Source organism: Larkinella insperata (assembly GCF_026248825.1).
Classification (GTDB): Bacteria; Bacteroidota; Bacteroidia; order Cytophagales; family Spirosomataceae; genus Larkinella; species Larkinella insperata.
On the sequence record NZ_CP110973.1, the window covers coordinates 1,335,937 to 1,348,896 of the forward strand.

At 53.7% G+C, this 12,960-nt stretch carries 9 protein-coding genes; 6 read left to right on the forward strand and 3 right to left on the reverse strand.

The window, feature by feature from the left end:
* Window positions 1–92: 92 nt before the first annotated feature.
* The 6 genes from OQ371_RS05385 (at window position 93) to OQ371_RS05410 (ending at window position 9,074) form a co-directional block, all read left to right on the forward strand.
* Window positions 93–1,616 (forward strand): c-type cytochrome domain-containing protein, encoded by a 1,524-nt coding sequence (locus OQ371_RS05385; RefSeq protein WP_265992761.1) that lies wholly within the window; start codon window positions 93–95, stop codon window positions 1,614–1,616.
* Window positions 1,617–1,730: 114 nt separating this feature from the next.
* Complete coding sequence (locus tag OQ371_RS05390; RefSeq protein WP_265992762.1) at window positions 1,731–5,192, forward strand: DUF1553 domain-containing protein; 3,462 nt, start codon at window positions 1,731–1,733, stop codon at window positions 5,190–5,192.
* A 110-nt stretch (window positions 5,193–5,302) separates the two neighbouring features.
* Entirely contained in the window at window positions 5,303–6,751 is a 1,449-nt protein-coding gene (locus OQ371_RS05395; protein WP_265992763.1) for a DUF1501 domain-containing protein, read from the forward strand.
* A 117-nt stretch (window positions 6,752–6,868) separates the two neighbouring features.
* Window positions 6,869–7,270, forward strand: coding sequence for a nuclear transport factor 2 family protein (locus OQ371_RS05400; RefSeq protein ID WP_265992764.1), 402 nt, complete (start codon window positions 6,869–6,871; stop codon window positions 7,268–7,270).
* Window positions 7,271–7,280: 10 nt separating this feature from the next.
* Window positions 7,281–7,874, forward strand: coding sequence for a GNAT family N-acetyltransferase (locus OQ371_RS05405; RefSeq protein ID WP_265992765.1), 594 nt, complete (start codon window positions 7,281–7,283; stop codon window positions 7,872–7,874).
* 90 nt (window positions 7,875–7,964) lie between these two features.
* Window positions 7,965–9,074: a mechanosensitive ion channel family protein gene (locus tag OQ371_RS05410; RefSeq protein ID WP_265992766.1), complete on the forward strand. Its 1,110-nt coding sequence runs from the start codon at window positions 7,965–7,967 to the stop codon at window positions 9,072–9,074.
* Window position 9,075: 1 nt separating this feature from the next.
* On the opposite strand, the gene OQ371_RS05415 is transcribed toward OQ371_RS05410, so the two are convergent.
* The 3 genes from OQ371_RS05415 to OQ371_RS05425 form a co-directional block, all read right to left on the reverse strand.
* The gene (locus tag OQ371_RS05415; RefSeq protein ID WP_265992767.1) at window positions 9,076–10,146 is read right to left on the reverse strand and encodes a helix-turn-helix domain-containing protein; all 1,071 of its coding nucleotides are present in this window, start codon (window positions 10,144–10,146) and stop codon (window positions 9,076–9,078) included.
* Between the two features lie 391 nt (window positions 10,147–10,537).
* Entirely contained in the window at window positions 10,538–11,878 is a 1,341-nt protein-coding gene (locus tag OQ371_RS05420; RefSeq protein WP_265992768.1) for a Gfo/Idh/MocA family protein, read from the reverse strand.
* Window positions 11,879–11,942: 64 nt separating this feature from the next.
* The gene (locus OQ371_RS05425; protein WP_265992769.1) at window positions 11,943–12,938 is read right to left on the reverse strand and encodes a formylglycine-generating enzyme family protein; all 996 of its coding nucleotides are present in this window, start codon (window positions 12,936–12,938) and stop codon (window positions 11,943–11,945) included.
* Between the last annotated feature and the right edge of the window lie 22 nt (window positions 12,939–12,960).

Sequence of the window (12,960 nt, forward strand, 5' to 3'; positions counted from 1 at the left end):
GGGGTCCGGCCTAATTGGGTATGGGCAGTCGGTTGAGCACAACCGGCGGTCCAGAATTTGAAATTGATCCTACTCCCGACTTAATCAATTCAATGCTTAGTTTAATTCTCCTGCAGGCCCCCTCTCCCCAACCTTCCGAGTGGGCGCTGTTTCTCGGACGGTTTCACCCGCTGATCGTCCACCTGCCCATCGGTTTTCTGCTGATTGCCGGCTTGCTGGAACTAGACCGGGTAACGCGCCGACAAAGCGTTAGCTCTCACACCATTACACTGATTTTGTTCTGGTCGGCGGTCAGCGCAACGATGGCTTGTATTTTCGGATACCTGCTTTCGCTGGGTGGTGGCTACGACGAACAAACGCTGAGCCTGCACATGTGGGAAGGCATTGGGGTGGCGGTTTTTGCCTGGATTGCCTGGGCCGTCAAACACGAACGCATCGGCCCCCGGATTCGGCTGGGGCAGTTGTTTTACTTCCCGGCCCTGGGTGTGGGCATCCTGTTGCTGCTGGCGGCTGGCCACGAAGGCGGTTCGCTCACGCACGGTTCTGATTTTCTGACCCAATACACCCCCGAACCGTTTCGGTCGCTGGCGGGCATTCCGCCCCGGGAGCAGACCGTTGAAGACATTCCCGTCATTACCGACGTCAATCAGGCGATGGTGTACCAGCAAATCGTGCATCCCATTCTGAAAACCCGGTGCATTCAATGCCACAATCCGGAAAAATCGAAGGGAGACCTGCGGCTGGATTCTCCCGAAATGATCAGGAAGGGCAGCGAAGACGGCCCGATTGTCGTGGCTGGGAAAGCCGATCAAAGCCGTCTGATGAAGGTCTGCCTGTTGCCGGAAGAAGACGACGATCACATGCCACCCAAAGGCAAGCCCCAGCTCAACGAGAACCAGCTGGCCCTGCTGACATGGTGGATCAATCAGGGGGCGCCGTTCGACAAACGAGTGGCGGAACTCAAGGTAACGGACGACATTAAACCGGCTCTGGCCTCGCTGGGACCCGGAAGCGCCACGGGTGGTCAGGCGGTTGCCAGCGGCCCGGCCCCCGAATCGCCGGTTTTGACCATGAAGCTTCCGGCGGCCGACCCCAAGGCCGTTGATGAATTACGCAAAACGGGCCTGCTGATTCTGCCGTTGTCGAAAGAACAAAACCAATTGGAAGTCAGCGCCGTCAACGCCCGGACGTTCAGCGATGCTCAGGCTACGGCCCTGCCCAAACTGAGCCAGCAGATTGTGTGGCTTAAATTGGGTGATACCGAAATTTCTGATGCGACACTCGCCCAGGTGGCTCAGTTGAAGAACCTCCAGAAGCTGCATCTGGAACAAACTAAAGTAACCGACGCGGGGCTTAAAAACCTGAAAAGCCTGCCTTACCTGGAATACCTGAATCTGTACGGCACCGCCGTAACCGATGCCGGCTTGAAGGAACTGGCCGGAATGAAAAACCTGAAAACCGTATACCTCTGGCAAACCAAAGTGACCGACGCGGGTGTGGCGGAGTTGAAGAGGACAATGCCAAATCTGGAAGTCAACATGGGGCTGGGCGAAAGCTCCATTGCGCAGTTTGCGAAAGCCGATTCAGCGGCCAACGGGTCCGATAAAGCCAAGTAATCGAGTCAAATGTCAAGAAAGTACACTTTTTTGTAACCAAATTGGCTATTTACCGATTTATTTTATATAATTTTGTAGATTCTTTGCATTTTTCCCCCAAAAACTTCTGTTCGTATGCGTCATTTAACCGACATACGATTTCAATCCCTGCTTTTAAGTACGGCAGTCGGGCTATTCGCAATGGCCGTCTGGAGTGCCTGTGATCCCCATGTCGACAAACCGGCAGAACTGGTAGCGCTGGAAGGCAGCCTGCCCGAAAAAGTTGATTACAATCTGCACATAAAGCCGATTTTGTCCGACCGCTGTTTTGCCTGCCACGGCCCCGACAAAGCCAAACAACAGGCGGGTCTGCGGCTCGACACCCCCGAAGGCGCGTACGAAGCCCTGGCCGAAAGTGGCAAAACGGCCATTGTGCCCGGCAGTCTGGCCAAAAGCGAAGCTTACCACCGCATTGTTTCCAGCGACCCGGAATACCGGATGCCGACGCCCGAATCAAATCTGGTGTTGACCAACGAGGAGAAGGCCCTGCTCGTGCGCTGGATTGAACAGGGGGCCGAATACAAACCGCACTGGTCGCTGATTGCGCCGACCCTAACGGAGGTTCCCAAGGTAAAAAATGCAGCCTGGCCCAAAAATGAAATCGACGGGTTCGTTCTCAGGAAACTCGAAGAGAAGGGCCTCACACCGAATCCTGAAGCCGACAAGGCAACCCTGCTGCGCCGGGTGACGCTCGACCTGACGGGTCTGCCCCCGACGGTGGCCGAAGTCGACGCTTTTCTGGCCGACCAATCGCCCAACGCTTACGAAAAGGTGGTAAACCGCCTGCTCAACAGTCCGCATTACGGCGAACGCCAGGCCGCTGAGTGGCTGGATGCCGCCCGGTATGCCGACACCCACGGTTATCAGGACGACGGCCTGCGAACCATGTGGCCCTACCGCAACTGGGTTATTACGGCCTACAACAAAAACCTGCGGTTCGATAAGTTCATCACCTGGCAACTGGCGGGCGATATGCTGCCGAATCCGACGCAAAACATGCTACTGGCGACGGCCTTTAACCGCAACCACCAGCAAAGCCAGGAGGGCGGTATTGTGGACGAAGAATACCGGGTGGAGTATGTCGCCGACCGGGTCAATACATTCGGGAGAGCGATGCTGGGCATGACCGTCGAGTGCGCCCGTTGCCACGACCACAAATATGACCCCATCAGTCAGAAGGATTATTACAGCCTGTTTGCCTTTTTTAACAACAACAACGAGCGCGGCCAAATTCCGTACAACGGCGAACCCGCCCCAACCATTACGCTTACCTCCGCGGCTACCGAAGCCCAACTGAAGTATATCCACGAAAACATCAAGCCCTTACAAGAGCGCCTGAACATCAACCGCCCGGAATACCAGCAGGCATTTGGCCGGTGGCTGACTGAGGCCGAACGAAGCCCCAGATCGTCGATCAACGAGGGACTGACGGCGCACTATACCTTCGACGAAGCCGACCGGCTGGATTTCAAAGCTTACGAACATTCGGAGGAAAAGAAAATTAAAGACGCCGAGCGAAAAAAAGAGTATGAGTTAAAGAAAAAGGAAGAAGAACGGCGGAAAAAACTGGGCTTGCCGGAGCTGAAGCAGCCGGTGGTTCCGAAAACCCGTGAAGAACTGGAAAAAGACCCCCGCAATGCGTTCCGCAACCAGATCAACGATACGCTTCCGGCGCGGCTGGCGGGCGATCCCGAAAGTTTACCGTACCAAGTGAAAGGGCGGGTTGGCATGGCGCGCTACCTGAAAGGCGACAGCAACATTGAACTGCCCCGCAAAGTCGGCTTTTTTGAGCAGAACCAGCCTTTTACGGTCAGCGCCTGGTTCAATGTAGCCAAACCGGGGCTTGAAGGAATGCTGATGGGCAAGTCGAACGGGCCGTTTGACGGCAACCGGGGCTACCAAGTTGAACTGCTGAAAGACGGACGGTTTAAACTGACGATCAACCACGTCTGGCCCGACAACAGCCTGGATGTCGAAACCGTTGGTAAAATTCGCTATAAACACTGGTTTCATCTCGCCATGACCTACGACGGGTCGGGCCGGGCGGGCGGCATTAAGCTGTATCTGGATGGCCAACCAGCTTCCCTGCAACTTGTGACCGACAACCTGCGACACAGTATCGATCATGGACAAAACGGCCAGAACTGGACAGGCTCGCCGTTTTTGATCGGGCGGATTCACGACCACTACATCAAAGATTACGCCGTTGACGAGCTACGGATTTATAACCGCAGCCTGACCCCGCTGGAAATCCCCGCGCTGGCGGGTCAGCCGGATGCGCTGACGACGGCTTTGCGTACCCCGGCCGCGAAACGCACGGCAACCCAGCGCGCCGGATTGTATACGTATTACGTCACCAACCACGATTCAACCTACCGGAAAGCCTTTGCAGAAGCGCAGGCATTGCGGGCGAAGGAGTTAGGGCTTTACAACAACTCCCACCAGGTAATGGTGATGAAAGAGCGGAAATACCCCCGCAAAACCTTCCTGCTGAAACGGGGAGCCTACGATGCACCGGGCGAAGAAGTAAAAGCCGAAACGCCTGCCCAACTGATGCCGTTCCCGGCGGAATACCCGAAAAACCGGCTGGGGCTGGCTAAATGGCTGCTGCACCCGGATAATTCGCTCTTCAGCCGCGTCATGGTCAACCGGTTCTGGCAGCAGTATTTCGGGCAGGGTCTGGTGAAAAGCAGCGACGACTTCGGCAACCAGGGCAACCTTCCCTCCCATCCCGAACTGCTGGACTACCTCGCCGTTCGGTTCCGGGACGGCGCGGGCGCATCGGGCGTCTGGAACGCGAAAGCCCTGCACAAGCTGATTGTCATGTCGGCAACGTACCGGCAATCTTCGGTGGCGGATGCCAAAAAGCTGGAAGCCGATCTGGACAACTCGCTGCTCTCGCGCGGCCCGAGCTTCCGGATGTCGGCCGAACAGATCCGGGACATTGCCCTGGCGTCCAGCGGGTTGTTGACCAAGAAAATTGGCGGCCCCAGCGTTCATCCGTACCAGCCCGCCGGCATCTGGGAAGCCCTGGCGACCCGGAATGCCATCAATTACGTGCAAAACCACGGCGATAGCTTGTACCGCCGGAGTCTGTATACGGTCTGGAAGCGGTCTTCGCCCCCGCCGATGATGCTCAACTTCGACGCATCCGAACGGCATACATGCATTGTCAAACGGCAAAAAACCTCGACGCCCCTGCAGGCCCTGGTCACCCTGAACGATCCGCAGTTTGTGGAAGCCGCCCGGGTGTTGGGCCAAAAAGCGTGCGGCATGGGGCTTCAGGAAGAGCCGTTGATTGATTATTTATTTAAAGCCGTCACCAGCCGCCCGGCCCGCCCGACGGAAACGGCGCTGATGAAGCAATTGTACGTGGAAGAACTGGCCGATTTTCGAAAAAATCCGAAACGAACCGCAGCCTTGTTGAGTGTAGGGGAATTCCCGGTCGATGCCAGAATTCCGAAACCGGAGCTGGCCGCCTGGACAATCGTGACCAGCACCATCATGAACGTCGACGAAGCCATTATCAAACGATAACCCTCCGCTCAGCTCTAAATCTTCTCTGTTTAACTCCGCGAAACGATTCAAAACCATTTCGCAGCGTTTAGCGGAGAGTAATAAAGTTAAGCGAAGAAAAATTGAAGGTCATGTACAACCTGGAAGACGAAATACACGATCAGTTGAGCCGCCGGAACTTTCTGGGAAAAACCAGCGCCGGTCTGGGGGCCATGGCCCTCGCGTCGCTGCTCAATCCCGGTAAGGCGCTGGCGGGCAGTGAGGAAACCCGGGCGCCGGGCAAACCGCACTTTTCGCCCAAGGTAAAGCGGGTGATCTACCTTTTTCAAAGCGGAGCGCCCTCGCAGTTGGACCTGTTCGATTACAAGCCCAAGCTGGAAACCATGTGGGGGCAGGATTTGCCCGAATCCGTACGCAAGGGGCAGCGCCTGACGGGTATGACGGCCGGACAAAGCCGGTTTCCGCTGGCGGCTTCCAAATTCAAGTTTGCCAAACACGGCCAGAGTCAGATGTGGGTCAGTGAACTGCTGCCGTACACCTCCCGCATCACGGACGATCTGTGTTTCATCCGGTCGATGCACACCGAAGCCATCAACCACGACCCGGCGGTGACCTTCTTTCAGACGGGTTCGCAGCAGGCCGGGCGGCCGTCGTTTGGGTCCTGGGCCAGCTACGGGCTGGGTTCCGACAACCAGAACTTACCGGCGTTTGTTGTGCTGCTCTCGAAAGGCCGCGACGGCGACCAACCGCTATACGCCAAGCTCTGGAGCAACGGTTTTCTGCCCTCGGTGCACCAGGGCGTGGTGTTCCGCTCCGGTCCCGACCCGGTTTACTACCTCAACAACCCGCCGGGCATCGATAAAACCAGCCGTCGGCGGATGCTCGATTACCTCGGCAAACTGCACCAGGAACAATTCAAACACGTACTCGACCCGGAAATTAACAACCGAATGGCGCAGTACGAAATGGCGTACCGGATGCAGACGTCGGTGCCCGAAACGCTCGACATTTCGAAAGAACCAAATTACATTTTCGACCTGTATGGTCCGGATTCGCGCAAACCGGGCACGTTTGCGGCCAACTGCATCCTGGCCCGTAAGCTCATCGAAAAAGATGTCAAGTTTGTGCAGTTGTACCATCAGGGCTGGGATCAGCACGGTAATTTGCCCAACGATATCAAGATCCAAACCAAGAGCGTCGACCAGCCGTCGGCAGCCCTGATCATGGATTTGAAACAGCGCGGACTGCTCGACGATACGCTGGTGATCTGGGGCGGGGAGTTTGGCCGGACGAATTATTCGCAGGGAAAACTCTCGAAAGAAAACTACGGCCGCGACCACCACCCGCGCTGTTTTACGGTCTGGATGGCGGGCGCGGGCGTCAGGAAAAGCATGGTGTACGGCGAAACCGACGAGTTTGGTTATAACGTTGTCAAAGACCCGGTTCACGTTCACGACTTTCAGGCCACCATTTTGCACCTGATGGGCATCGATCACGAAAAACTGGTTTTCAAACACCAGGGCCGCCGGTACCGGCTAACCGATGTGCACGGAAAAGTGGTAAAACCGCTGTTGATGTAAGCTTTTTCAAGACTTCACTACTCCAAAAGCCCGCGGCTAAAAACCGGGGGCTTTATTTTGGCTTGAACAATCCTGGTTCTCCTTCCTATATTTGCGCCAAACTAACCTCCTACATTGATGGCTGCTTTAGACGTTGTGAAGAAATACTACGATTGCTTCAATCAGAAAGACTGGAACGGTATGCTGGCGCTCGTTTCACCCGACATCCGCCACGAACCCAACCAGGGCGAAGCACGCATTGGTCTCGAAAAATTTACGGCTTTTGTCCACCACATGGACGAATCGTACGACGAAACGCTGACGGACATGGTTTTCTTTACCGAACCGGCGGGTCAGCGCGTTGCTGTTGAATTCGTCGTCAACGGTGTTTATAAAAAGGCGGAAGAGGGCCTACCCGCGGCCACGAATCAAACCTACATAGTGCCAGCGGCTGCCTTTCTGGAAGTGGCCAACGATCAAATTACCCGCGTAACGACGTACTACAACCTGCCGCACTGGATCAAAGCCGTTTCGGAATAAACCGCAGCCAATGCAGTCACTTTCTTTCCAGACGAAACAAGGACGGGAGATCGAATCGGTTTTCGACGGGCTGGCGGCCCTGCGCATCGCCGTCTTTCGCGACTACCCGTATCTTTACGAGGGCACGATTGACTACGAGAAAGCGTATCTGAAAACCTACTCCCGGTCGGAGCGGTCGTTTCTGTTTGCCATATACGACGGTCCGGCGATGGTGGGGGCCACGACCTGCATTCCGTTGAGCGATGAAACCGCCGACGTTCGGCAACCGTTCGAAGCCGCGGGTTTTGACGGCAGTACCATCTTTTACTTCGGCGAGAGCATCCTGCTGCCGGAATACCGGGGCCTGGGTTTAGGGCACCGGTTTTTCGATGAGCGGGAAGCACACGCCCGCAGTTTTGGGCGCTACCAAACGGCCTGCTTCTGCGCGGTCGAACGTCCGGAAGACCACCCGGCCAAACCCGCCGATTACCGCCCCAACGACGCATTCTGGCTCAAGAGAGGGTATTCCAAAGTTCTCTCTTTACGCACATACATGGAATGGCCGGATCGGGGCGCTGAAGTTTCGACGCGCAAACCAATGGTATACTGGATGCGGGATTTGTGAGCATTCAGGGCGCTTTTGGCTAAAAATCTTTGCCACAACGTGCCAACAATTTCCGGTTTTGCGGCTTTTATAGTAAACTCCTCTAAAACCATGAACTGGACAGATTTTTGGGATAATTTCAGCCAGATTGGTCCTGAAATCGATCGCTGGCTGCGACATAATCGAAAGCTATCGGGCTGGTTGCTGCTGGCAGTAGCCATCGGTCTGGGGCTGCTGGTCAATCTGATTACGACGCAAATTGTGCGGATTGTTCTTCGTCGGCGCCATGTCGAAGTGCTCGGGCTGCTGCGGCAATACATCCGGAATGCCTTCTATTTGTTTGTTCCGGCCCTGTTTTTCCTGATCATCACCAACGTTCAGGAGCGCGCTTTTCAACGGTTTCCGTACGCGTCGAAGGCCGCTGAAGTGATCTTTGTGATTGCAACGACCTGGCTGGTGGTGCAATTGCTGAAAGTTGGGGAGCGAATTATCATCCGGCAGTACGATACAGCCAGCGACGTTAACCTGCATTTGCGCAAGTTTGTCACCCAGATCGTATTTGTCCGGCAAATTGTCACCATTGTCGTCATTACGGTGGGGTTTTCCATCCTGCTGCTATCGTTCAACGGTGGTCGGAAAATCGGTTTAAGCTTCCTGACCTCGGCCGGGATCGCGTCGGTTGTGATCGGTTTTGCCGCCCAGCGCACCATTGCCAACCTGCTGGCCGGTATTCAGATTGCCTTTACGCAGCAAATTCGCGTCGATGATGCCGTGGTGGTTGAAAACGAATGGGGCCGGATTGAGGAAATCAACCTGACCAATGTCGTTGTGCGGGTCTGGGACCGTCGGCGGCTGATTCTGCCCATCACTTATTTCATCGAAAAACCATTTCAGAACTGGACCCGCTCACAGGCTTCGGTGCTCGGGTCAGTGCTGCTGTACCTGGATTATACGGTACCGGTTGAACGGGTCCGGGAGAAAGCCACCGCACTGGTGGACAATAACCCACTGTGGGACAAGGAGGTGTGTGCCGTGCAGGTAACCGATATTCAGCCCACCTGTGTTGTAGTGCGGATTCTGACCTCGGCCCGAAACTCCGGTGAAAGCTTTGACCTCCGGTGTTTTATCCGGGAGAATATTCTGGCCTTTCTGCGCGATGAATATCCGGAAAGCTTACCCAAAACCCGGTTCCAGTTGAGCGAAACCAATCAGCCAGCTTAAGCTAACAAACCTGCATAGATTCGCACCATACCGTCAGATCCATCTCCAATAAATCAAGCAATAAAAAGGCTCTCATTTTATTCGGAAGAAACCCGAAATATTTTTTAAAAGCGGTAGTAAAATGGGTTGCGTGCTTGTAGCCTAATAATCGGCTAACTTCGGCTATTTTTGTATTTCCTTCGGCCAGCATCGCTTTTGCTTTTTCCATCCGGAAGGTCTGAAGATACCCAAAAACGGTATTGCCAAAAACTACCTTGAAGTGCTTCTTTAGGTTGTATTCATTCGTACCAACTTGTCTGGATAACTCCTTTAACGAAAACGTTTTATCCGGATTATTCTCAATAATTCGCTGAACCTGGTGCATTTTTTCGGCTTCTTCCTTCTTTACTCCCGGATAAACAGGATCCAGACGAAGCTGTTCGTACTGATCAAGCTGGACCGCCAATAGCTCGATAACTTTGGCCTCCATATACAGCCGTTTGCTGTAGCCACTTAGTGAGCAATGTAGAATATCGTACAGTAGCGCGTTAATTCTGGGGGTGATGGGTAAGTTTTGGTGACTGAATTGAACCGGAACACGCTGCTCCAAACTTTCCCGAAACTCGTTGCACAAAGCCGTTGTAGCGGGGAAATAGCTAAAGAATAATTCCGGCGTTAAATTAATGGAAAAGGTTTCGCTGGCTTTATTCGGCTTCAGCTCAATTGATACAGGACGGTTCGGTAACAACAAAATATTATGCTCCTGATCGGAAAAAATAAAGCTTGGGTCATTACTACTACCAACACTATACAAACAATCCGCCCGAATAGAAAATAGCATGTGGATATGAGGGCTGATAACGTCAAAACGGCTTTTGATCTTTTTTCGTGAATTCACCTTTCCGTACCAGATATGAATACCGGCTGAAATAAATTCGTAGCTACAGGCATCCACTCCTTCTTTCTGATAACAGTCACGTTCTTCTACAATTTTATCTTTCTCTTTTCCAAAAAAATCAGGGTTATAGTGAATGGATGTCGTCTCTTTTATTCCTCTTAGACCAATGTTTTTTATTCCTCCTTTTTGCGTCATTGATTCTCAATTAACCTTCGTTTCAATCCCCGGCTATTCTCTCCCTTCCGGCCGTAAATCTAATTAGACTTCGTCTAAATTAAATTAGACTCTTCTAATCTGAGATTAAAATTGCCGCTCCATCTGTGAACTGAGTCAACAATAGGCGTCACTCCACCGCCTGCTTAAGTACCTATTGGACAGTCTGTTTCCCGAGTTGGAGCCGCTTAACGGGGTTGGGTTACGTGTGGGTTACGGATTGGCGCAACGGTGAGTATATCAAAGAAGGTTGGGCGGAACCAATATGCTTATCAGACTCATAGCAAAAAAAGATGCCTCGTTTGGGATTTGACAACCGAAAAAGGGCGCCGTTGGCGCCCTTTTTCGGTTGTTGAGAATGTCTGCGATGCGCTTACACGGCTGTGGTTTTGCCCGGTACGGCAACCGGATAGAAACCATCCGCGTTGGGCAGCACTTTCGGTTTGGCATCCCAGGCCAGCTTTTCGGGGAACAGGTCGATGTTGGAGTTTAACGCTTCGTCCCATTTCACCATTTTGCCCGAATACGTCGCCATCCGGCCCATGAGGGCCGTCAGCGTGCTTTTCGCGCCGTTTTCGGCATCCTGGAATTTGTATTCGCCTTTGGCAATGGCCGCAAACAACTCGTCGTGCTCGATCTGGTACGGATCGCCGTCGCCTTTACCGTTGTGCGTATAGATCGAATTGCCTTTGTAGTCTTTTAGAATGCTGTTCCGCCCGAAGGAATCGACCCGCCCTTTCGTGCCCACAAACTGCTCATCCACCTTGCTGTACGTTCCTTCGTAGTGGCGGCACTGGCTGTTGATCAGCGTGCCGTCTTCGTACACGTAATCGACGATGTGGTGATCGAAGATTTCGCCGTACTCCTTACCGGTGCGTACCTGCCGACCGCCCGTTCCCTGGGCCGAAACCGGGTAGCCTTTTTTCACCCAGTTGGCCACGTCGATGTTGTGAATATGCTGCTCGTTGATGTGATCCCCGCAAAGCCAGTTGAAGTAATACCAGTTCCGCATCTGGTGTTCCATTTCGGTTTGGTTCGGCTGACGCGGTTTCACCCAGACGCCCCCGCTGACCCAGTAAACCGAACCGCCCACAATATCGCCCAGGGCGCCGTCATGGATGCGTTTGATCATCTCGCGGTAATTAGGCTGGTAGTGGCGCTGCAAGCCAACCACCACGTTCAGTTTTTTCTTCTTGGCTTCTTCGGCAGCCGCCAGCACCCGCCGAACACCCGGCGCATCGGTAGCGACGGGTTTTTCCATGAAGACATGTTTGTTTTGCTTCACGGCTTCTTCAAACATCATCGGCCGGAAACCCGGAGGAGTTGCCAGAATCACGACATCAGCCAGTGGAATGGCTTTTTGATAGGCATCAAAACCGACAAACTTGCGTTCTTCCGGCACGTCGACCCGCTTGGCCAGCTCTGGATTTTGATTTAAGATTTTGTAGGCTTCGTCCAACTGATCGCGGAAGGCATCGGCTATTGCCACGATTTTAACATTCTGCTTGCTCTTCAGAGCCTGGAGCGCGGCACCTCTTCCCCGGCCACCGCAGCCAACGAGTGCAACTTTGATGGTATCATCAGCCGAGCTATGAAAGCCATAGGAAGATGCAAAAGAAGGCAGGGTCGTCAACAGGGCACCGCCTGTTAAGAGGCCGGATTGTTTCAGAAACTCCCGGCGGCCGGCATCCCGGCGGTTGGATTCGTTTGACATAAGGAAAAAGTTTAGCAATAAGGGGTGTAACGTCTGATGACACGTACTCTAAAATAGGTTTTCTTCAATACTCCTCGATCAAAGGTGGGTTATAATACGCCTTGATTTCTTCGTCCGACGGTTTTTTGGCGGGCCGTACGATCCGAAAACCAACAAACGACGCACTCGTCAGCCACCACTCGCTTTTGGGAGCCTGTGGGTCGAGCATTTTCCAGGCCGGAGCCGAGGGCGTCCGGGCTGCCGAGCGCAACACCTCCGGGGCATCGTCCCACGAACCTCCGCGAACGGCGTTCGGATACAACTGCGTTACCTTGGCATACGGTTCTTTCACTTCCCCTTTCGCTTTTTTGGCGTAATAATCGGGGTAATACTGATCGAGCGTCCATTCCATCACGTTGCCATGCATATCGTGCAGTCCCCACGGATTCGGCTTCTTTTTGCCAACCTGTTTGTAGGAACCATCGCTGTTGCCGTTGAACCAGGCAAACTCGCCCAATTTCTTTGCATCGGCCCCGAACGAATAGGGGGTAGTGGTTCCGGCGCGGCAGGCATATTCCCACTCGGCTTCGGTCGGTAACCGGTAAAATACGCCGGTTTTAGCGTACAGCCACGCACAGAAGTGAATGGCCGAATACTGCGTCATGTTAATGGCTGGATAACCAGCCCGGCCCATCCCGAACGACATATCAACATAAGGTGGACTCGGCCGCGTGGCGGCATCCGTTTTTGCCATATCAAAACCGGGATTTTTAGCCGCCATTTCCTTTTCCATGTTGGCAAACGAAAACAGGTCGAACAAATCCCAGGTTATTTCCATTTTTCCCATCCAGAATGGCTCAATGGTTACTTTGTGCTGCGGTCCTTCGTCGGGTTTACGGCCTTTCTCGGCCGCCGGGCTGCCCATCGAAAACGTTCCGCCCGGAATGGCCACCATATCATAAACGAGGGTGCTGCCGGGAATGGGTTGGGTATACGGTTTGGTTACATCGTCGGTCACCTGCGCCCGACTACTTACTGAAAGTGCACACGCTATGCTAAATAGAGCAATCGATTTTCGCATGAATTGGGTTAATGGATTAAGA